At 63.5% G+C, this 21,186-nt stretch carries 21 protein-coding genes and 2 pseudogenes; 22 read left to right on the top strand and 1 reads right to left on the bottom strand.

The genetic code is table 11. The features are described from left to right. Nucleotides 1–6: 6 nt before the first annotated feature. The 16 genes and pseudogenes from FJ543_RS18010 (at nucleotide 7) to FJ543_RS17935 (ending at nucleotide 12,915) form a co-directional block, all read left to right on the top strand. Nucleotides 7–825: an ABC transporter permease gene (locus tag FJ543_RS18010; protein ID WP_246678835.1), complete on the top strand. Its 819-nt coding sequence runs from the start codon at nucleotides 7–9 to the stop codon at nucleotides 823–825. Next, the gene (locus FJ543_RS18005; RefSeq protein WP_140876255.1) at nucleotides 822–1,589 is read left to right on the top strand and encodes an ABC transporter ATP-binding protein; all 768 of its coding nucleotides are present in this window, start codon (nucleotides 822–824) and stop codon (nucleotides 1,587–1,589) included. The genes FJ543_RS18010 and FJ543_RS18005 overlap by 4 nt, the downstream gene beginning before the upstream one ends. Continuing rightward, complete coding sequence (locus FJ543_RS18000) at nucleotides 1,582–2,598, top strand: ABC transporter substrate-binding protein (RefSeq protein WP_140876253.1); 1,017 nt, start codon at nucleotides 1,582–1,584, stop codon at nucleotides 2,596–2,598. Before FJ543_RS18005 ends, FJ543_RS18000 begins: the two co-directional genes overlap by 8 nt. Nucleotides 2,599–2,802: 204 nt before the next feature. After that, complete coding sequence (locus FJ543_RS17995) at nucleotides 2,803–3,489, top strand: isoprenylcysteine carboxylmethyltransferase family protein (RefSeq protein WP_224531680.1); 687 nt, start codon at nucleotides 2,803–2,805, stop codon at nucleotides 3,487–3,489. Between the two features lie 405 nt (nucleotides 3,490–3,894). Then, the gene (locus tag FJ543_RS17990) at nucleotides 3,895–4,539 is read left to right on the top strand and encodes a hypothetical protein (protein WP_015317055.1); all 645 of its coding nucleotides are present in this window, start codon (nucleotides 3,895–3,897) and stop codon (nucleotides 4,537–4,539) included. A gap of 230 nt (nucleotides 4,540–4,769) precedes the next feature. Next, the gene (locus tag FJ543_RS17985; protein ID WP_023769518.1) at nucleotides 4,770–4,934 is read left to right on the top strand and encodes a DUF3309 family protein; all 165 of its coding nucleotides are present in this window, start codon (nucleotides 4,770–4,772) and stop codon (nucleotides 4,932–4,934) included. A 237-nt stretch (nucleotides 4,935–5,171) separates the two neighbouring features. Then, nucleotides 5,172–5,340 (top strand): annotated as a pseudogene (locus FJ543_RS32295) (ABC transporter permease); the annotation flags it as partial. Nucleotides 5,341–5,397: 57 nt separating this feature from the next. Continuing rightward, nucleotides 5,398–5,514, top strand: a pseudogene (locus FJ543_RS32290) (spermidine/putrescine ABC transporter ATP-binding protein); the annotation flags it as partial. A gap of 77 nt (nucleotides 5,515–5,591) precedes the next feature. After that, nucleotides 5,592–6,842 carry an aconitase X gene (locus tag FJ543_RS17970; RefSeq protein WP_140876251.1) on the top strand — a complete coding sequence of 417 codons (1,251 nt, stop codon included), beginning with the start codon at nucleotides 5,592–5,594 and terminating at the stop codon, nucleotides 6,840–6,842. Then, nucleotides 6,839–7,279: a DUF126 domain-containing protein gene (locus FJ543_RS17965; RefSeq protein WP_140620641.1), complete on the top strand. Its 441-nt coding sequence runs from the start codon at nucleotides 6,839–6,841 to the stop codon at nucleotides 7,277–7,279. The genes FJ543_RS17970 and FJ543_RS17965 overlap by 4 nt, the downstream gene beginning before the upstream one ends. Nucleotides 7,280–7,525: 246 nt before the next feature. Next, nucleotides 7,526–8,122, top strand: a complete 597-nt coding sequence (locus FJ543_RS17960) for a thioredoxin family protein (RefSeq protein ID WP_140876249.1) — start codon at nucleotides 7,526–7,528, stop codon at nucleotides 8,120–8,122. Nucleotides 8,123–8,156: 34 nt separating this feature from the next. Continuing rightward, nucleotides 8,157–9,782, top strand: coding sequence for an FAD-binding protein (locus FJ543_RS17955; protein WP_140876247.1), 1,626 nt, complete (start codon nucleotides 8,157–8,159; stop codon nucleotides 9,780–9,782). After that, on the top strand, nucleotides 9,779–10,105 hold the full coding sequence (locus FJ543_RS17950) for a ferredoxin family protein (RefSeq protein WP_015317062.1): 327 nt from the start codon (nucleotides 9,779–9,781) through the stop codon (nucleotides 10,103–10,105). The genes FJ543_RS17955 and FJ543_RS17950 overlap by 4 nt, the downstream gene beginning before the upstream one ends. A 13-nt stretch (nucleotides 10,106–10,118) precedes the next feature. Further along, complete coding sequence (locus FJ543_RS17945; RefSeq protein ID WP_015317063.1) at nucleotides 10,119–10,955, top strand: ABC transporter ATP-binding protein; 837 nt, start codon at nucleotides 10,119–10,121, stop codon at nucleotides 10,953–10,955. Nucleotides 10,956–10,967: 12 nt separating this feature from the next. Further along, on the top strand, nucleotides 10,968–11,864 hold the full coding sequence (locus FJ543_RS17940) for an ABC transporter permease (RefSeq protein WP_140876245.1): 897 nt from the start codon (nucleotides 10,968–10,970) through the stop codon (nucleotides 11,862–11,864). Nucleotides 11,865–11,895: 31 nt separating this feature from the next. Next, the gene (locus FJ543_RS17935) at nucleotides 11,896–12,915 is read left to right on the top strand and encodes an aliphatic sulfonate ABC transporter substrate-binding protein (RefSeq protein WP_140876243.1); all 1,020 of its coding nucleotides are present in this window, start codon (nucleotides 11,896–11,898) and stop codon (nucleotides 12,913–12,915) included. A 56-nt stretch (nucleotides 12,916–12,971) separates the two neighbouring features. On the opposite strand, the gene FJ543_RS17930 is transcribed toward FJ543_RS17935, so the two are convergent. Beyond that, nucleotides 12,972–14,000, bottom strand: coding sequence for a LacI family DNA-binding transcriptional regulator (locus FJ543_RS17930; protein ID WP_140876241.1), 1,029 nt, complete (start codon nucleotides 13,998–14,000; stop codon nucleotides 12,972–12,974). Nucleotides 14,001–14,355: 355 nt separating this feature from the next. Between FJ543_RS17930 and FJ543_RS17925 the strand changes: the two genes are divergently transcribed. The 6 genes from FJ543_RS17925 (at nucleotide 14,356) to FJ543_RS17900 (ending at nucleotide 21,163) form a co-directional block, all read left to right on the top strand. After that, complete coding sequence (locus FJ543_RS17925) at nucleotides 14,356–15,969, top strand: extracellular solute-binding protein (protein WP_140620628.1); 1,614 nt, start codon at nucleotides 14,356–14,358, stop codon at nucleotides 15,967–15,969. Nucleotides 15,970–16,051: 82 nt separating this feature from the next. After that, a complete protein-coding gene (locus FJ543_RS17920; protein WP_140876239.1) occupies nucleotides 16,052–16,912 on the top strand; it encodes a carbohydrate ABC transporter permease in 861 nt (286 codons plus the stop codon). After that, on the top strand, nucleotides 16,909–17,868 hold the full coding sequence (locus FJ543_RS17915; protein WP_140876237.1) for a sugar ABC transporter permease: 960 nt from the start codon (nucleotides 16,909–16,911) through the stop codon (nucleotides 17,866–17,868). Before FJ543_RS17920 ends, FJ543_RS17915 begins: the two co-directional genes overlap by 4 nt. Next, complete coding sequence (locus FJ543_RS17910; RefSeq protein ID WP_140725468.1) at nucleotides 17,865–18,956, top strand: ABC transporter ATP-binding protein; 1,092 nt, start codon at nucleotides 17,865–17,867, stop codon at nucleotides 18,954–18,956. The genes FJ543_RS17915 and FJ543_RS17910 overlap by 4 nt, the downstream gene beginning before the upstream one ends. Nucleotides 18,957–18,959: 3 nt before the next feature. After that, nucleotides 18,960–20,030, top strand: coding sequence for an ABC transporter ATP-binding protein (locus FJ543_RS17905; RefSeq protein WP_140876235.1), 1,071 nt, complete (start codon nucleotides 18,960–18,962; stop codon nucleotides 20,028–20,030). 35 nt (nucleotides 20,031–20,065) lie between these two features. Continuing rightward, nucleotides 20,066–21,163 (top strand): Gfo/Idh/MocA family oxidoreductase, encoded by a 1,098-nt coding sequence (locus FJ543_RS17900; RefSeq protein ID WP_140876233.1) that lies wholly within the window; start codon nucleotides 20,066–20,068, stop codon nucleotides 21,161–21,163. The last annotated feature ends 23 nt before the right edge of the window (nucleotides 21,164–21,186 follow it).

The following is a 21,186-nucleotide window of genomic DNA, read 5'->3' as shown; positions in this document are numbered from 1 at the left end:
CCGCTCGTGGTCTCATCGTCATTCAACCCGCGTAACGTCGCGGGCTTCTTCGCAAAAACAGCGCCGGCCGTGATATCGATCGGTTTGGTGCTCGTGGCCTGGGAACTGTACGCAAACATTTCCGGCATCAAGCCGACGGTTCTGCCGGCGCCCTCGCGCGTCTTCGAACAGGCGATGCTCAATCGGGAAGCCTTGGTCGACAACGCCATTCCCACGGTCCGCGCCACGCTGATCGGTTTTGCCTGTTCGCTCAGTGCCGCCTTCGCCCTTTCGATGCTGGTCGACTTCTTCCAGCCTTTGCGGCGAGCGCTGTTTCCCATCTTCATAGTCAGCCAGACTTTGCCGCTGGTCGCCATCGCGCCATTGGTGGTGCTGTGGTTCGGCTTCGGGCTGGCGCCCAAGATCGTGCTGGTGGCGCTGGTCACCTTCTTCCCGATGCTGGTCGCGCTGGTACAGGGCTACGAGGCTACCGAGGTGGAGATCGGTCAGATGCTGCGTGCCATGGGAGCAGGGCGTTGGCGTGTCTTCATGCTGGCACGATTGCCTTCGGCGCTGCCTTATTTCTTCGCTGGCCTCAGGATATCCATCACCTATGCCGTCGTCGGCGCCATTTTCGCCGAATATGCGGGCGCGGCCAAAGGGCTGGGCATCTACATGCTCAACGCCAAGAACAATTTCCGTCCCGACCTGGTGCTCGCCGCCGTCTGCGTCAGCGCAGCGCTCACCCTTGTCCTGTTCGGGCTGACGATGCTGCTGCAGCGTCTTGCCATGCCCTGGGAACGAGCCGCTGGCAGGCAAGGCCCTGGAAAAGGTCCAGAAGCATGAGCCGGCTCGAATTGCGGCATGTTCGCAAGGCGTTTGGCGGGCTCGATGTGCTCGCCGACATTTCGCTTCGTGTCGATGCCGGCGAATTCGTCTCGATCCTTGGACCTTCGGGAGCCGGCAAGTCGACGCTGTTCCAGCTTCTGACCGGCGCCGAGCATGGCGAGGGTGAGATGTTCTTCAACGGCGTGCCGCTCGACGATCACGGCAGGCATTTCGCCTTCATGCCGCAGCGCGACGCGCTGATGCCGTGGCGGCGCATCCTCGACAACACCACGCTCGGACTCGAGGTGCAAGGCGTCAGCCGCAAGGCGGCACGGAAGCGTGTGGCTCCGCTGTTTGCCGAATTCGGCCTTGCCGGCTTCGAGTGGCACTTTCCAGCGCAGATCTCGGGCGGCATGCGCCAGCGCACGGCGCTTTTACGCACCGTGGTGCAGGAACGCGATATGTTGCTGCTCGACGAGCCGTTCGGCGCGCTCGACGCACTGACCCGCGCGGCCATGCAGCGCTGGCTCGAACAGATGTGGCGGCACCACCACTGGACGGCGTTGCTGATCACTCATGACGTGCGCGAAGCCCTGTTCCTGTCCGACCGCATCTATGTGCTGTCCGCGCGGCCTGCCCGGGTCGTGCGCGAGATCAAGGTGCCGCTGCCCCGCCCGCGCGATCCCGCCAGCGCGGCCACGCGGCAGGCGGGGCCACTCGAGGCCGAGATTCTCGACATTTTGCTCAACCCCCAGCCATCCAAAGGACATGACCATGACTGACTTGACGCGCAGGCAAGCCCTGCTGCTCACCCTTGCCGGCAGCGTACCGCTGATCACCGGATCGAGCCGCTCCTTCGCGGCAACGCGGACGGTCACGGTCGCCCTCGACTGGACGGTCAACACCAACCACATTGGGCTGTTCGTCGCCCGCGATAAGGGATTTTATCGCGAAGCCGGCCTTGAGGTCGACATCCTGCCCTACAGCGATACCGGTGCCGGCACGCTTGTCGCCAACCATGTCGCCGATTTCGGGATCAACGGCACCATCAGCCTGTTCACCCAGAAGACCGCGGGCGCCGATCTGAAGGGCGTCTATGCCGTCGTGCAGTCCGAGACAGGCCGGCTGGTGTTCAATGCCGCGCGCAGCGAAATCAAAAGCCCGAAAGATCTGGATGGCCTGACCTATGGCGGTTTCGGCAGCGCCTGGGAGACCGCGCTGATCTCGACCATCATCCGTCACGACGGCGGCAAGGGCGATTTCGAGACGGTGACGCTGGGCACTTCCGCCTACGAGGCGCTGGCCAACGGTTCGGTCGACTTCACGCTGGAAGTGTCGACCTGGGAGGGCGTCGAAGCCGAACTCAGGGGCGTTAAGCAGCGCAGTTTCGTCTATGCCGACCATGGCGTCCCCGATGAGCACACCACGCTTATCTCTTCGAGCGAAGCGTATCTCCAGGCGAACCCCGAATTGTCGTCATCCTTCATCCAGGCAACGCGGCGCGGTTACCAATTCGCCGTCGATCATCCAGGGGAGGCCGCCACGCTGCTGATAGCCGCCAACAAGGATGCCCTGACGAATCCGGCCTTGGTCCACGCCTCGCTGAAGGCACTGCTCGAGGGCAATTATCTACGCGGGCAAAATGGTGCCATCGGGACGTTGGACCCTGCCAAGATGGAAGCGATCGGCAACTACCTCTTCGCCGCCGGCATTCTGCGCGACACCGACGGTAAGGTTCTGCCGCAGAGCCCGGATTTCGCCAGGTATTTCAGCAACGCATTTCTGGGGTAGCTGGCCAATCCCTTAAGGAGAGGATCAACTCGGGCGAAACCCATTCCTGGCGATCCTCGAAGCGGAGACAATCTGCACGGCCGTGCCTTGTGTCTCTTTCGGCGGCGCCGTCGCCGTTTCTGATGCCGATATGATCTTCTCGGTTAACCGCACAGCAATGGTTGCGTGCAAAGGTCCCTCCGAGGGATGATCGGGGTTCTTGCCTTGCTTGCACCAAAAAGCGAAACGCTTCCGCGCGTCAACCAGGGCGGGATGATATCCGAAGCGCGCAAGCGCGAGATCCTGGCCGACTTGCGCGAAGGCTTCTTTCGCATTTGTGCGCTCGCATGCGCCGCGCTGTTTGTGTACCGGGGCGTGTATCACTTCGTGCAGGATCCCACCCGGTTCAATATCGCGCTCGTGGCGGTCTCCGAGACGCTCACCTTTACCTGGCTGCTGCTATCGCGGCGGCCGGTGACGCGTGACTGGAGCCCGCTTGCGGTAGTCGCTTCGGTGACCGCCAGTTTTGGTGTCGCCTTGATCACCATGGAACCGGGCATCCCCATCATCCCCATCTATGTCGCCGCGCCGCTGCAGTTCCTGGCACTGTGGTTCGTCATCTGGGGAAAGCTGTCGCTGGGTCGTTCCTTTGCCATCCTGCCCGCCAATCGCGGCGTGATGACCGGCGGCGCCTACCGCCTGGTGCGGCATCCGATCTATGCCGGTTACCTTACCGGCCATGTCCTTTACCTGCTGTCGGCCTTTTCCTTCTACAATCTCGCCGTCTATGCGGTTATCACCTATCTGCAGGTGTACCGCATTCTGCGCGAGGAGGCCTTGCTTGCCGCGGAACCGGAGTACCGCTCTTATATGGAGCGCGTGCGCTATAGGCTGTTTTACCGGATATTCTGAAGGCCAGACTGTCACGCGAGAGTGGCCGGTCCTGTTTGATCCAGAGTTGGCCAACAGGGCTCCTTAGCGGCTAGTGGTCCGGAACTGCTCCGCAGGTGAGGTGCTGTATCCTGGCTGTTCGGTAGCAAGCAGCCTGGCACCAAATCATCGGCTCTCCAACAGCTGGCTCTAAATCGTTTTTTCTCGTAAACTTCTCAAAATATAGACATTGCAAACGTCTGCCATTAGATATTTTCTACAAGTATATTATATTTTTATTATCATTACCGCTTTCTTGTTTCGACAGTTAATACCATGCCGCTCACATGTATAGCGTGAATTGAAACTCAAAACTCTCTTCGACGTAGTTGCCATCGCAATCGGCTGCATGCCGACTGCCTAGCGCAACGACAACAGGAGAGTGTTATGGCCTTTACCATCAAGACAGTCGCCAGTGTGTTGGCGGGTAGTGCAATAGTCTTGGTTCTGTCCGTGCCAGCAAACGCAGCAGGTCTTGGCGTCGGTGTCGGCGCCTCGGTTGGCGGTAGCGGCGGTGTCAATGCCGGTGTCGGCGCCTCGGTCGGCGGCGGTGGCGGCATCAATGCCGGCGTCGGTGCCTCGGTCGGCGGCAGCGGTGGCGTCAATGCCGGAGCCGGCGCCAATGTCGGCGGCTCGAGGGGCGTCAGCGCCGGGCTCGGCGCGTCGGTCGGCGGCAGCAATGGCGTCAATGCAGGAGCCGGCGCCAATATCGGTGGTTCGGGCGGCATCAACGCCGGGCTCGGTGCCAATGTTGGCGGAACGGGTGGCATCAATGCGGGGCTTGGCGCCAGTGTTGGCGGCGCCGGTGGCATTGGTGTCGGCGCGGGCATCGGCAACGGCACCAATCCCAGCAATCCGTCCAACCCGAACAACCCATCCAATCCCAATCACCCCAACGTTCCTGGTGTCGTGGCCCAGATGTCAAGCTCGCAGGTGACGCGCATGAAGAAGCGCTGCGTCGATGTCCTCAGCAGCGAAGGGACCTATGACCGCGACTTGCGGCAGCTCTGCCTGCTGATCGCACGCCGCTGAGGCTGAGGGAGGTTGCGGAACCAGCCGTAGGCCTGACCGCACTCTCCTGGCCTCCGGCCGGTTGGAAAGCCCGCCGTCCAGGCGGGCTTTCTGCGTTGCGGGCTGTGTGTTCCGTAGCCGCAATAGTCCAGCGGAACGCCAGCCCCTCTAAAACGTTCATACCTCGCGACATCCGAAATGGCGCGATGTTGAACCAGCGCGAAAGCGCGCATTCAGGAGCAGGGAAGGCCATGGGTCTCGGAACGATACTTATCATTATTCTAATCCTCGCGCTGCTCGGCGGCTTCAGCGGTCTGGGCGGTGGCCCGTTCTACGGAACCGGTTACTATGGCGGTGGCGGTCTCGGACTTGTGTTGATCATCGTCATCATCCTTGTCGTCCTGGGACGCATCTAGCCGGCTCCTCTTGTGTCGCCGGCGTCGCGGTCCCGTGAGCGAACCCGCGCCGGCGTGCACTGGAATGTGATGGAAGCAGGCCGGCTTGTGATCATGCGCCCCGCAGGACGGCTGTATGGTGATTGCGGTCCACACCCCCCGTGGAAACAAGAGGAGAGGGTCCCACCCCTTCATCCTCCTCCAAGGCCCGCCCCGGTTCCCGGAGCGGGCTTTCGTTCTTCTGCAAAGCGATTGCCTTCGGTCTTTCTGCCGCTCTCGGCCACGGTCTTTTTTCTCCGTCATGACCGACCTGCCGCTGACGGGAAAGCCGTGGGCGTTCACGCTGGGCAATTACGCCGCCTTCTTCTCGCAGAATCTCTATCTGACGCTGCTGCCGGCTTCACTCCGCCTCGGCCTCGAGGTGACGGGCTATCGACGACTCGCTGATCGAAGCCGGGCGCTCGCTCGGCCTCGCGGCTGCGCCGGCCAGACGTTGAAAGTCATCGTCCAAAATACTGGCGCCGACAGGCTGGTGGAAGGTCAGGATGTGGTGCTGCGCTGGTCGCCGGAGAGCACAGTGCTGATTGCGGCGGCGGGCTGATCGTCGTTTCGGCTCTTGCCAGACCGCTGACAATGAGGAACGCATAGCCGGGCCCAAGTTAAGCCCGGAGCACCTTGATGACGCTTGACCTGACGGCCCGCGACCAATCCATGCTCGATGGCGAGCAAGGCCCAGCCGCGGCCGCCGCCATGAAAATCCTCGTCGCCTTCTCCAACGCGGTTGGGGCCGGCAGCCTGCTCGACATCTCAGGCGCCCATATCGATGGCTGTCTCTATCACGGCAAGGCAGGGCTCGATTTCGTCGAGCGGCTGGTCGAGGGAAGCGGACGTGTCCGGGTGCCGACGACGCTCAATGTCGGGTCGTTCGACCTTATTCATCCCGGCATGGTCAAGATGCCGGCGGCTGAAGAAATGCCGGCGCGGCGGTTGATGACGGCGCATCTGGAACTTGGCTGCCAGGCCACATTCACCTGTGCCCCCTACCAGACGCGGTTCCGGCCTGAATTCGGCCAGCAGATCGCCTGGGGCGAGTCCAATGCCATCGTTTTCGCCAATTCGGTGATCGGCGCTCGCACCAACCGCTATGGCGATTTCATCGACCTGTGCTGTGCCATGACGGGTCGCGCACCGGGCTGGGGCCTGCATCTCAGCGAGAACCGGCGCGGCCGCATCCTGTTCGAGCTGGATGTTGCCGACGGGGAGCCGAGCGACAGCCTGTTCGTCGGCGTCGGGCTGATCATCGGGCAAGCCAGTGGGGACCGCATTCCTGTGATCGTCGGTCTGCCGCAACCGCGCCACGAGGACCAGTTGAAGGCGCTGGGCGCGGCGGCGGCAACGACCGGCGCGGTGGCGCTGTTCCATGCGGTCGCGATCACGCCGGAAGCGCGGACGCTCGACGAGGCGTTCCATGGCCATGCGCCGGAAGAGACGATCCGCATCAGCCGCGCCGATATCGACCATGCGCTGGCCAGACTGTCTGGAGTGCCCGACGGCGCGCTGCTTTCAGCCGTGTCACTGGGCACGCCGCACTTTTCCCACCAGGAATGGATGCGCCTGTTGCCGCTGCTGCGTGCGGTGGCGCCGGGCAGGGGCATCCCGATCTATGTCAACACCGGCCGCGCGACGCTGACACAATTGCAGGAGGAGGGGGCATTGGCTGGCATGGAGGCGTTCGGCCTGGTCCCGGTCGCTGACACCTGCACCTATGTCACCTCGATTCTCGAGCGTCTCGACGGCGTGGTGATGACCAATTCCGGCAAATGGGCGCATTATGCGCCGGGCAATATCGGCGTGACCGTCGCCTTCGCCGAAATGAAGGATTGCATCCGCTCCGCCGCCGCAGGGCACGTCGTGCGGAGCGGCTCATGACGCGGTCGATTGAAGTGAAGGTCGTTGAAAGAGCCGGCACATTCCAACTGGCCGGTGCCGCCGAGGGCGAGGCGCTGGTGTTCTCGCAACCGCTCAGCTTCTGGGGCGGCATAGACGCCGAGACCGGCGACATAACGGATCATTCGCACCCAGGCCTTGGCCAGAATGTCTCCGGCAAGATACTGGTCATGCCGAGCGGGCGAGGGTCCTCGTCTTCTTCCTCTGTCTTGGCCGAGGCAATCCGCAGGGGCACGGCGCCGGCCGGCATTCTTCTGGAACGGCCGGACCCGATCCTTGCCGTTGGCGCCATCGTCGCCGAGTTCCTCTACGCGATCAGCATGCCGCTGGTGGTTTGCGACATTGGGGGCATTGTTTCCGGCGAGCGGATCGCGATCGGTATCGGGGCAGATGGTGAGGCGGTCGTTCGCAAGGTCTAGGACCATGCGTTCCTGAAGCTGGCGCGGGAGCTGCAGATTGAAGTCGCCGCTGCCAGAGCCATGTTCCCTGGCCAAATCGCGTTTCTTCCAAGACAGCCTCATCTCGAACAAACGTGCCGGCGCGGCCTGAAACATTGGCACGATATTCTAAGCTGCCCGGTTGACCGCAGATGCGCCCTCAGGCGTATAATCCTACTAAGTTTATAGAATAAGTACCTGCATGAAACCGCTGCAACGGAGACATCGATGCCGAAAACCGAATCCAACCCGATCGAGCTGGGCACCAGGGCCGCCGATTTCCTGTTGGCCGACGCGCAAGGCGTGCTGCACAAGCTTGCCGATTTCGATGCCAAGCCGGCCCTGCTCGTCGCCTTCATTTCCAATCGGTGCCCCTTTGTCGTGCTGATCCGCGAGCAGCTTGCTGCATTCGCCAGGGACTATGCGCCGAAGGGCCTGCAGGTGCTAGCGATCAACGCCAACGACCATTTAGAGCATCCCGAGGAGACGCTCGCGCGGATAGGCGAGGAGTCCGAAAGGTTCGATTATTCCTTTCCCTATCTGAAGGATGCGTCGCAGCAAGTGGCCAAAGCCTATGGCGCGGCCTGTACGCCTGACTTCTTCCTGTTCGGCGCCGACCGGCGCCTTGCCTATCACGGCCAGTTCGACGATGCGCGGCCGGGCAACGGCAGGCCGGTGACTGGTGCTGATCTGCGCGCGGCCGTCGACACGGTGCTGGAGGGCGGCAGGCCCGCCGCAAGCCAAGTGCCGTCGATCGGCTGCAACATCAAATGGAGCGCCGGGAACGAGCCGCTGTGGTTCCCGGGTGCGGCCCGCGCCGCATAACGCCAGCCGCCTCACACTCCTTCGCCGAGCATCCATGCCCAAATCGCAAAAATCAGCTTCCGATGCCTTGCAGCTCCAGGTCGACGTGCTGGTGCTGGGCGGCGGCCCGTCCGCAGCCTGGGCAGCCGTCGCGGCCGCTGAAAGCGGCGCCAAGGTGGTGCTGGCCGACAAGGGCTATCTCGGCACCAGCGGCGCGACCGCGCCGTCGAACACCGGCACATGGTGCGTGCCCCCGGGCGACAACAGGCATGCGGTGGTCGAGCGGCGCTGGCAGCGCACGGGCGAGCTCGCGGACCAGCGCTGGATGCTGCGCTGCGTCGACACCGCCTACCGCAATTTGCTCAGGCTCTCGGAATGGGGTTATCCCTTCCCGAGCGAGGATGACGGCCGGCTCTACATCGCCAATCTGCGTGGGCCCGATTATATGCGCTTCATGCGCCGCCGGGTGCTGCTTGCCGGCGTGACCGTGCTCGACCACCATCCCGCGCTGGAACTCTTGTCCGACGGCGATGCCATCGTTGGTGCCGCCGGAGTCGCCAGGCAGGCCGGCCACGATTGGCGCGTCGAGGCGGGCGCGGTGGTCCTGGCCACCGGCGGCTGTGCCTTTCGCGAGCGCATCCTCGGCGGCACGGGGCTGACCGGCGACGGCTATCTGATGGCGGCCGAGGCCGGCGCCCGCCTGTCGGGCATGGAATTCACCGGCAAGTATACGTTGGCGCCTTATGGCTCCTCGCTCAACAAGGGATTGCCCTTCCGCTGGGCCTCGTTCCACCGCGAGGATGGTTCGCCGATCCTGGGCTCTACTGGCGAACCTTTGCGCAACGGCATCGGCGACCGCGAGGAGGAAGTGGCCCGCGCGCTGATCGACGGCCCGGTCCATGCGCGGCTGGACCAGGCCGAACCGGCGCTACAGGGCTGGCTGCGCCAGGGCCAGCCGAACTGCTTCGTGCCTTATGACCGTGCCGGCATCGACCCGTTCAGCGAGTTGTTCCGTATCACACTGCGCGCCGAAGGCACGGTGCGCGGCACTGGCGGCATCGACATCGTGTCCGACGATTGCGCCACCGGCGTGCCCGGCCTCTACGCCGCCGGCGATGCGGCCAGCCGCGAGATCGTGACCGGCGCCGTGTCGGGCGGCGGCGCCGTGAATTCCTCCTGGGCGCTGGCCAGCGGCTGGTGGGCAGGCAAAGGGGCTTCGACCCACGCGAAGCGGCGTAGCGGCAAAGCGTTTCGGGGCGCCGCACAACCGCTCGGTCAGGCCGGTCTGCGTCCGGCGGCGGCGCCGCGTGCCGGTATCGCGGCAGGCGAGGTCATTGAGGCGGTGCGCAACGAGGTGACGCCGCTCGATAAGAACTTCTTCCGCGATGGTGGCCGCCTTGAGAAAAGCAGCGAGCGGCTGGAGAGCATCTGGCGCGACGTGCGTGACCATTTCCGGGGCGAGGGGGCCGACCGGATTCGCACGCGCGAAGCGGCGTCGATCGCCGCAGTCGGGCGCTGGTCGGTGGCCGCGGCATTGCACCGTACCGAAAGCCGCGGCATGCATCGCCGCGTCGACCTGCCGGGCAAGAATCCGGCACTGGCGCATCGCCTGATCGTCACCGGTGTCGACGAGTTCCGCATCGAAGGGGCGCCCGGGCGGCTGGCGGAGCTGGCGTCGTGATCGAGATCGTCTCGGCCACGCGCTGCATTGAGTGCGACATCTGCGTCAAGGTGTGCCCGACCAATGTCTTTGACGCGACTGAGCATGGCGCGCCCGTCATTGCTCGCCAGGACGACTGCCAGACCTGTTTCCTGTGCGAAATCTATTGTCCGACCGACGCTCTTTACGTGGCCGAGGCAGCCGAAGGGCCAACCGGCATCACCGAGGCAGAGGTCGAAGCGCGCCTTCTGTTCGGCTCCTATGCCCGCGCACTCGGCTGGACACGCGGCAAGGCCGGCGGCTCCGAATTCGACCCGACGCACCGCATCCGCGTGGCGCAATAGGAAGCGACAAGACATGAACCGCATCGTCGTCAACGACATCAGCAAGACCTTCCAGCTCAAACCAGGACAGTTCGTCACCGTCGAAGGCGAGGCGACCGATCGCGTCACCGTTCTCGACGGCGTCGATCTTGCCATCCGCAAGGGCGAGTTTGTCACGCTGGTCGGTCCGAGCGGCTCGGGCAAGTCGGTGCTGCTCGACATTATCGGCGGCCTGACGCGGGCGACCGGCGGCGACGTCCAACTCGACGGCAGGCGCATCACGCGTCCCGATCCCAAGACCGGCTACGTCTTCCAGCAATATGCGCTGTTTCCCTGGCGCACGGCGCTCGCCAATATCGAATATGCGCTGGAAGTGCGCGGCGTGGCGAAGACGGAGCGGACGGCGACGGCCAGGCACCTTTTGTCGCTGTTCGGGCTTGCCGGCTTCGAGGATCGTTTCCCCAACCAGCTTTCCGGCGGCATGCAGCAGCGCGTGGCGATCGCCCGCGCGCTCGCCAGCAATCCAGAAGTGCTGCTGATGGACGAACCCTTCGCCGCGCTCGACCAGCAGACGCGCGAACTGCTGCAGGGCGAGTTGTTGCGCATCTGGGGCAAGATCAAGACGACGGTCATTTTTGTCACCCACTCGATCGACGAGGCGATCTTCCTGGCCGATCGCGTGGTGGTGATGACGGCGCGGCCGGGCGCGGTGAAGGAGATCATCGATATCGACCTGCCGCGGCCGCGCGACGGCGACATCCGCGCCAGCACTGAATTCAACGCGTATCGCGCCCGCGTCTGGGACGTGCTGCGCGACGAGGTCAACAGGGCGCAGAAGGACTGGACGCTGTCGCCGGCCTTCGGCCATTGAGGAGTTAGAACCATGGCCTATCTGACCGAAAAGTTCGGCCCTGCCATCGGGTTTCGCGGCGAGGCCGCCGTTGTCGCAAAAATTCCTGCAATCAAGGCGCGTGGCGCAGCCCAAGAGGTCAAAGCCCGGAGGAAAGAGACGTATGGCGGCACCTTCGTCTATGGCCTGCCGCTGCTCGGCCTGTTCTTCCTTTTGTGGGAGATTGCGCCGCGGCTCGGCTGGCTGAACCGCATCTTCTTTCCACCGCTGAGCGAGGTGCTGCTTGCCTGGTGGGACCTGCTTGCCTCGGGTGTACTGGTCGAGCATATCGGCATCAGCCTGCAGCGCGCGGCCATCGGCTTCGCGCTTGGCGTGTCGGTGGCCATCCCGCTTGGCCTGCTCATGGGCCGCTACTCTCTGTTCGAGAAGGTCAGTGACCTTTTGGTGCAGACGCTACGCAACACCTCGCAATTCGCGCTGCTGCCGGTGTTCATCCTTTTGCTTGGCATCGGCGAGGAATCCAAGGTGGCCATCACCTTCTACTCCTCGGTGTTCTTTCTCCTCGTCAACACGATCAGCGGCGTGAAGTCGGTCGATCCGCTGCTCATCAAAGCGGCGCGCTCGATGGGCACGTCTGACTTCGACCTGTTCCGGAAAGTCATCCTGCCGGCCAGCATTCCCTCAATCGTCGCCGGTGCGCGGCTGGCGGTCAAATCCTCGCTGTTCGCGGTGATCGGCGCCGAGATGCTGGCGGCCAAATCCGGCCTCGGTTTCCTCATCCAGAACTCGCAACTGATGATGGAAACGGCCGACATGTATGCCGGCATCCTGACGCTCACCGTCATCGGCCTGACCGTCAACTACCTGCTCGTCTGGTTCGAGCGCTGGGCGACCGCCTGGAAGGGCCAGTCCGAGCCTTCGCTCATTTAAGCCATTCGCTCCAAGTAGGAAGGATTTTCCCATGTCCAGCATCGCATTCGATGGATTTCGCCGGCTGTTTCTGAAGGGCGCCCTTGTGGTGGTGATCGGCCTTGGCGGCATGCCTGCCTTCGCGCAGGAAAAGCCCGACGTTATCCGCATCGGCAGCACGGCGCCCGGGCACCTCAAATTCATCCTCGCCCAGAAAGATGGCTGGTGGGAGAAGGAATTCGCCAAGGACGGAATCAGGGTCGAACTGGTGACCTTCAACGGCGGCTCGGAGGCGACGACGGCCTTGGCCACCGCCGCCATCGAGTTCACTTATACCGGCAACAACCCGGCGCTGCGTGTCGCCGCGTCCGGCGCCGACGTCAAGCTGATCGGCCTGTCGAGCTATGTCAGGGCGGGCGGCTCCTACATCGTCGTCAAGACCGATTCCCCGCTGAAGACGCTGCAGGACCTCAAGGGCAAGAAGGTCGCCTATCTCACAGGCACGGTGCGGCACTCCAATTTCAGCAAGGCGCTGAACAGTGTCGGCCTGACCACGAACGATGTCGAGGGTTTGAACCTGCCATTCGAGGCATCAGGCCCAGCCCTGTTGCGCGGCGATATCGATGCCATCGTCGAGACCGACTCGACGGCGGCCAAGCTCGTCGACTCCGGCGAGGCGCGTCTGCTCTACGACACCAGCACGCATCCGGAATGGAATGTGCCTAACGTCATTTCGGTCAACGGCGCCTTCGCGGCGAAATATCCCGATCTGGTCAAGCGGCTGCTCAAGGTCGACATCGAGATTTCGCGCTGGGCAGACGCCCATCCCGACGAGACGATCAAGACCTTTGTCGAGGCGACCAAATCGTCGGAGAAATCCGTGCGCAAAACCTATGCCGATGGCGCCTTCCACCAGGATCCGAAGCTCACCGATGATGCGATCGAAGCCCTGAAGGCCGAAGAAAAATTCATGGCCGGCGCCGGGCTCCTCAAGGGATCGATCGACTACGGCAAATGGGTCGACAAGAGCTTTGGCGAAGCCGCGTCCGCGGAAGTCGCCACAGTCCAGTAGACGGAAGGGTCGAGCCAGCGGGCGTCTCCGCACCGCGCCCGGCTCATCAGTACCGCTCAAATCTCCGGGATGTTCTCCTTGAAGATCACCTGCAGCCTCGGCTGGTGCAATTCATAGGGGAGGCCCCGGACGGCGTGGGTCAGGATGTTGAGCGCCTCACGGGCTTCGACGCGCGGGTTCTGGTCGATGACGGCGTCGAGCGTGCCGTCGAGCAGCAGTTCCTTGGTGCCGTCCGTCGCCTCGTGGCCGAGGAAAACCATGGATTGCGCACGGCCGCGTTCCTTCAGCGCACGCGCTATGCCGGTGTTGCCGGCGCCGACATTGTAGATCGCGGCAAGGTCGGGGTGGCGTTCCAGAAGGGCTGACGCCTCCGAATAGGCCTTTTCGCGGTCGTCGAGCATTTCGCGCATCTCGACGATCTCCAGATTGGGCGATTCCTCGGTCAGTATGTGCCGGAAGCCCATCTCGCGTTCCTCGTGGCCGCGATAGGACAGCGAGCCTGCAAACAGCGCCACCTTGCCGGGGCTGCCTGAGCCCATGAAACGGTTGAGCAGATAGCCGGCCAGCCGCCCGGCGGCGCGGTTGTCGATGCCGATATAGGCAACCCTTGGCACATGCAGGATGTCGGAGGCGATGGTCACCACCTTGACGTCGTTGGCCGATAGCGAGCGGATCGCCTCGCGCACCGTCGGATGGTCGAGCGCGATGACGCCGACGCCTTGCGTCTGGCCGCGCAAATCCTGCAGCAGGCGGGCGAGCCGGTCGGGATTGAAGCCCTCTATGGTGGCGATATGGACGTCGAGATCGGGGCGCGCCAGGGCTTGTGCCTCGATGTGGCGGTGCAGCATCTTGATGAAGGAATTGGTGCCGGCCGGCAGCGCGAAGTCGAGCCGGATGACCTCGCCGGGCACCGGCCTGGGCGGCGCCCCGTTCGGGCCTTCGGCGATGTAGCCGAGGCGCTGCGCCATTTCGAGCACGATCTCGCGTGTGCGCGCCCGCACGCCGGGGCGATTGTTGAGCACGCGGTCGACGGTGGCGGCGGAGACGCCGGCTTCCCGGGCTATGTCGGTCAGGGTGGAACGCACCGTCTCATCTCCTCAATGCATCAGGAATGACGCAGTGCCGGCTGGCGGCTGATTGCGCCCAACGCCCCGCGATCCGCGATTCTGATGGGAAATGATGTATCCGGCCTTGGCCGATGCGCAAGCCGCCAAGCTAAATCAACTCGTCCGGCACGATCGTGTCGGAAAGGGAGATCACATTTCCCATCAAATCGACGCATTCGGAGGGGTCTATGAACCTTGGTATGACGCATTTCCTCACTCTATGCGATGTTGTGATGTGTTTTGATTATTAATGATGTTGACAGCCTTCCGATCCTGCCGTCAATATCCCTCATGGGCTCGTGGAGGAAACATTGGGCCTGAGGGAGGAATTCCAATGTCTGATTTGATCCGCATCTCGCGGCGCCGGTTGCTGGCGTCCGGAGGAAAGGCGGCGGTGTTCGTGGCCGCCGCAGGTATCGCTCCGCAATTCATTCGTCCCGGCCGCGCCTTCGCGGCCGATGCGCTCGCACCTGGCATGATCGGCGGTCCGACGGGCTTCGATGGCGCCGAACGCTATCAATACGGTCCCGACACACCGGAGGGCCGCGCCATTGAGGCCGCCAAGGCTTTGAAGGGCGCCGGCAAGGCGCCGGCCAAGATCGTGCTTGGCCTGTCGGACGGCTCGATTGGCCAGCTCACCCAGCCTTTTCCGGCCGGGGCGCCGTCGATCAAGGAGCTGTGGGAAAAGGAAACCGGGATTCCGATCGAGATCGTCGGTCTGCCGAACGGCCAGGAATTCACCAAAACCATGCAGGACATCTCCACCAAGGGTGGGGCCTACGACATCTATTCGACCGAGTGGAATCGCCTTGGCGATCTCGCCGAGACCGGCGGCATCGCCAAGCTCGACGACTTCGTCGCCCAGTACAAACCCGAATGGGACGATCCCAAGACCGGCTATGTCGACGGCGCCAAGGGTGTATCGCTGCTCAACAAATATCGCGGCTCCAACTATGGGGTGTCGTTGGACGGCGACTTCCAGACCTGGGTCTACCGCACCGACCTGTTCGGTGACGAAGCCGAGAAGAAGGCCTTCAAGGACAAATACGGCTACGATCTGGCGCCGCCGAAAACCTGGAAGCAGCACGGCGATATCGCCGCCTTCTTCCAGCGTCCGGACAAGGGCCTGTTCGGCTCCACCGACCTGCGCAACCAGGGCTGGGGCTACACCAACTGGTATCAGCGCTATGTGTCGATGGCCTCGCCCAACCAGTTTCTGTTCGGCGATGACGGCAAGCCGCTGATCAATTCCGAGCATGGCATCGCCGCCACCAACGAATATGTCGAATCGCTGGTCCATCATTCGCCGGACGCGATCTCGTGGGGCTGGCCGGAGCAGTACGGCAATTTCGCCAAGGGCGGCGCGGCGATGACCTGTGCCTTCTCCAACCTGCCGAAATTCCTCGACAATGCCGGCAACAAGGACTCCAAGGTCACCGGCAAGATCGGCACGATGCTGCCGCCCGGCCGCGAGATCGACGGCAAACTGATCAGCCGCTCCGTATTGTGGTTCTCGCTGACCGGCATGGTCTCGTCGCAGTCGAAAAACCAGGAGGTCGCCTATCTCCTGCTGCAATGGCTTGGCTCGGCCCGCATCTACGCCTGGATGAGCGCCAACCCCGGCGGCTATCTCGATCCGTTCCGGCTTTCGGATTTTTCCGATCCGCTGGTGCGCCAGACCTACCACGCCTACCACATGGACGTGGTGCGCGAGACGGTCGCCCGCACGGTGCCGACCATCAACTATCCCGGCGCCACCGCCTTCCACAACGCGCTGGACGAAAACCTGATGGCCTCGCTGACCAAGGCCAAGACATCGGAGCAGGCGATGGCCGACACGGAAGCCGAGTGGAAGAAGATCGCCCGGCGCATTGGCGAGGACAAATTGCTCGAAGCCATCAGGACCAACAAGGAGGCATGGCCGACCGTTCTCGATCCGATCAGCTGATCCATCTCCCTGGATCAAAGCCGGAGGGGAGGAGCATCCGCTCTTCCCCTCCGCAACCGACGCCACCAGCAAAAGCAGCCAGATGAAGCGTTCCGTCCCCTTCGAGATATTCCGCTACGCCGCGATCCTCGCGGCGATGGCCGTCACGCTGGTGCCGATCCTGTGGATGGTGTCGATGGCCTTCAAGCCGATCGCCGAATGGTCGGCGACGGGTGCGGACCTGACATGGTGGCCGAAGAACCCGACGCTCAGCAATTTCCAGTTCGTGTTCGGCGAGTCCACCAACAATCTGATCGTTGCGCTCGACCGCACCGCGCTGAGGCCGATCCTGTCGTCGCTTCTGTCGGCGGTATTCGGCACCGCGATCGCCATGTCGGCGGGTACCGCCGCCGCCTATGGCCTGTCGCGCTTCGGCTCCGGCCAGAACCTGCCGCTGGCGCTGATCCAGCTCAGGCTGTTTCCGCCGATGGCCGTCATGATCCCTGTGATGATCATGTGGGCCTTCCTGAATTTCACCGACAGCTGGTGGGGGCTGGCGCTGATCTACGGCATCGTCACGCTGCCGTTCGCTTTCTGGCTGATGAAGACCTTCTTCGACGACATGCCGCGCGAGATCGAGGAAGCCGCCTTGGTCGAGGGCTGCTCGCGGCTGCGCGTCTTCACCCGCATCACGCTGCCGATGATGCGCGCGCCGTTGGCGAGTGCTGCGCTCTTCGTCTTCATCCTCAACTGGTCGGACTATCTGATCGCGCTGCTTCTGACGACGCGCGAATGGGTGACGATCCCCGTCTACATGGCCTCGCTGTCCTCGTCGATGACCGGCCAGCTCTATGGCGCCAAGGCCGCACTCGGGCTGATCGCGGCGGTGCCGCCGGTCATCATGGGCATCGCCATCCAGCGCCATCTGGTGCGCGGGCTGACTTTCGGAGCGCTCAAGCAATGAGCGCGGTGGTTGCGACGATTTCGGAGGGTGAGATGGACGCGGCCCGCGCAAAGCCGGCGCTGCGCGACGAAGGCATGCGGTTGGGCTTTCGCCTGACCTTGCCGGCGCAGATCCTGGTGCTGTTCATCTCGGCCTTTCCACTCTTAATGCAGCTCTACATCAGCGTCACCGACTGGTCGCCACTCTCGGGCCTCGGCTGGTGGAACGCCTGGGAGATGTGGAACAGCTTCGCCAACTACACCGACCTTGCCGCCGACGCGCGCTTCTGGAGCGCGCTGAAGCGCACGGTCATCGTGATGGTCGTCTGCGTGCCGGCCGAATTCCTGTTAGGCTTGGCGCTGGCGACGCTGTTCGCCGATGATTTTCCGGGCAAGCGCATCTTCTATTCGATCCTGCTGATGCCGATGATGGTGGTGCCGGCGGTGGCCGGCTACATGTTCTTCATGCTGTTCCAGTCCGGCGGCCCGGTGAACGACATCCTGTCGGCAATCACGGGCACGCAAGTCACCATTGCCTGGCTGTCGGATCCGACACTGGCGCTGATCGCGGTGATGATCGCCGACATCTGGCAGTGGACGCCGCTGATGTTCCTGATCCTGCTCGCCGGCCTGGTCGGAGTGCCGGAGGACCAGATCAAGGCGGCAACGCTGCTCGGCGCCAATCCCTGGCAGCGCTTTACCACCATCGTGCTGCCGAAGATGAAGACGATCATCATCATCGCGCTGGCGATAAGGGTGATCGAGAACTTCAAGATCTTCGACACGCTGTACATCATGACCGGCGGCGGCCCCGGCGTCGCCACCGAAACGATCTCCGTCTACATCTACAAGGTCACCACGCAGGATCTGATCTGGGGCTATGTGGCGGCGATCGCGCTCGCCATCCTGGTCGTGCTCTCCATCGTCGCCGTGTTCGCCATGAAGCGCATGGCCCGGGCAAGGCAGGTGGCGGCATGAGCACGATCCAGCTCAAGCACCTCACCAAGACATTCGGCGACTTCACGGCGCTGAAGACCATGGACCTCGATATCGCCGATGGCGAGTTCATGGCTCTGCTGGGGCCTTCAGGCTGCGGCAAGTCAACGACGATGAACATGATTGCCGGGATGGAAGAGCCGACCAGCGGAAAGATCCTGTTTGGCGAGCGCGACATGGCCGGCGTGCCGATGGGCCGGCGCGGCGTTGGCTTCGTGTTTCAGAACTACGCGATCTTCACCCATATGACGGTGCGCCAGAACCTTGCCTACGGGCCAAGGATGCGTGGCGCCGCCACGGTCGAGATCGATCGTCGCGTCGGCACGATTGCCGAGCTGCTGCAACTGACGCCGCTGCTCGACCGCAAGGCCGACCGGCTGTCGGTCAACATACTGCAGCGCGTGGCGATCGGCCGCTCGGCAATCATGGAGCCGGCGATCTTCCTGCTCGACGAGCCGCTGTCCAATGTCGACGCCGCCTTCCGCGCGGTGATGCGCACCGAGCTGAAACAGCTGCAACGCCAGTTCAAGCAGACCATGGTCTACGTCACGCACGACCAGCTGGAAGCCATGACCATGGCCGACCGTATCGCGGTCATGGACCACGGCGTGCTGCAGCAGGTCGGCACGCCGCTCGAGGTCTACAACAATCCGGCCAATGTATTCGTCGCCCGCTTCATCGGCGCGCCGGGCATGAACCTGCTCAAGGGCCGACCTGCGGAGAGCGACCGGAGTCTGGTCGTCGATCTCGGGGCGCTTGGGGTCTCGCCGCCATTGCCGGATGAGCTGGCGGCCAGCGTGCGCGGTGCTCGCGGGGAGGTGCTCTACGGCTTTCGGCCGGAACAGGTAGCCCTGGCGGAGAATGGACGCGGGCTTGCCATGCCTGTCACTTTCGTCGAGCGCATCGGCGCGCGCACCATCGTTCACCTCGGCCAGGGCGACGGCGCCGTGAAAGCGGTCTTCGACAATGATGTCGGGCTGTCGATAGGGCAAACCGCGGTCGTCGCACCCGCGGCGTCGTCAGTGCGGGTCTTCGACGCCGTTAGCGGCCTTGCGATGAGAGCGGGTTGAGCCATGGCCGACATCGTCTTCCGCAATGTCACGAAACGCTACGGCACGATGCTCGCCGTCGACGACGCCTCGTTCACTGTCAACGACAACGAGTTCTTCTGCTTCTTCGGGCCGCCGCTGTCGGGCAAGTCGACAATCCTGCGCCTGGTGCTCGGGCTGGAGACGCCGGATGCCGGCGAAATCCTCATCGGCGGCAAGCCCGTCAACACGGTGTCGCCAGCAGAGCGCAATGTCGCCATGGTGTTCCAGAACTTGGCGCTGTTCCCGCATATGAGCGCGCTCGACAATGTCCGTTTCCCGCTGGTCGAGCGCCGGGTCGCCGAGGTCGATATCAAACGGCGCGTCGCCGATGTCGCGGCCAAGCTGCATATCGGCCATATCCTGCACAAGCCGCCGGCACTGCTTTCGGGCGGCGAGCGGCAGCGGGTGGCGATCGCCCGCGCCCTGGTGCGCGACCCCAACGCCTATCTGATGGACGATCCGATCTCGGCGCTCGACGCGCGGCTGCGCGAGGAAACGCGCGTCGAACTGAAGCGCATCCAGCGTGAGCTCGGCAAGACGCTGATCTATGTCACGCACGACCAGGAAGAGGCGATGTCGATCGCCGACCGCATGGCCATACTGGAAAGCGGAAGGATCCGGCAGATCGGCGCGCCGGCCGAGATCTATGATCGCCCGGCCAGCACCTACGTGGCGCGGCTGCTGGGGTCGCCTGTCATGAACATCCTCAAATCCGTTCAAGGCGAGGGCGGCATCGAGGCCGCCGAAGGCGCGATCAGCATCGCCGATCGCACGGCTCCGGCCGACGCCGTCGAGATCGGGCTGAGGCCGGAGGATATCAAGGTCAGGCCCTGGAGCGACACCGAGAAGGAGAGCGCCGGCCGCCCGGCGCGGGTGTTCGAGGTCGAGCCGCTTGGCGGCTATACCGTGGTGACACTCGCCGCCGGGCAAGCGCGGCTGAAGGCTTTGCTGCGCGGCCAGCCTGACATCAGGCCCGACGCGATGGTGGCGATATCCTGCGAGCCGGCGCGCGTGCATTATTTCGGACAGGGCGGAGGCGCGTTGGCAAGATGAACGCGGCCGCAAGGACAGGATTTCGGGAGGAAGGCATGACAGGCAAGGGCTTCGAGCCGGATGTGAAGGTCCGCACGAAGGAATATCGGATCGGCTGCGTCGGCGCCGGCATGATCATGGCCGAATGCCATCTGGCCGCCTATAAGGACGCTGGCTTTCCGGTCGTGGCGATCGCCTCGCGTACCAAGGCGAATGCGCAAAAGGTCGCCGACCGTTGGGGTATCCCGACCGTCCACGACACCCCGGAACAGCTGATCGAGGATGCAGATGTCGAGATCATCGACCTCGCGTTTCCGCCGGACCAGCAGCCGGCGCTGATCCGCCATGCGCTGAAGCAGAACCACATCAAGGCGATCCTGGCTCAGAAGCCGCTGGCGCTGTCGGTCGAGGAAGCCGTCAAGTTGCGCGACGAGGCGGCGAAGGCCGGCAAGATACTCTCGGTCAACCAGAACATGCGCTACGACCAGTCGATGCGCGTGTTGAAGCAGCTCATCGACAGTGGCGCGCTCGGAGACATCGTCTTCGCGCAGATCGACATGCACGCCATTCCGCACTGGCAGACCTTCCTTCAGGGTTACGACCGGCTGACGCTTGCCAATATGAGCGTGCACCACCTTGACGTGCTGCGCTTCCTGTTCGGCGATCCCGATGAGATCACGACGCTGACGCGCAAGGATCCGCGCACGACATTCGACCATTCCGACGGCATCACCGTCTCGACACTGCGCTTCCCGTCGGGTGTGCTCGCCGTCTCGCTGGAGGATGTGTGGTCTGGCCCGCGCCAGGACGGCTACAAGGACGACCAGCACATCAACTGGCGCGTCGACGGCACCAAGGGCGTTGCCAAGGGCACGATCGGCTGGCCGACCGGTGCTGCTTCGACGCTGACCTATGCTTCGGCCGAAACGACCGGTGGCGAGTGGGTAACTCCAAGCTGGGAGACGATGTGGTTCCCGCATGCCTTCATCGGCGTCATGGAGCAGCTGCAGCACGCCGTGAAGACCGGTACGCCGCCGGCGCTCACCGTTGCCGACAACGTCAAGACCATGGCGCTGGTCGAAGCGGGCTATCGCTCGATGGCATCGGGCCGCACGGTCAAGCTTTCCGAAATCTCCACAAACGCAACTAACTGAAATCGCAGACAACTGAATCGCTT

Source organism: Mesorhizobium sp. B2-5-7 (assembly GCF_006440875.1).
Classification (GTDB): domain Bacteria; phylum Pseudomonadota; class Alphaproteobacteria; order Rhizobiales; family Rhizobiaceae; genus Mesorhizobium; species Mesorhizobium australicum.
This window is presented reverse-complemented; position numbering and strand designations above follow the sequence as displayed.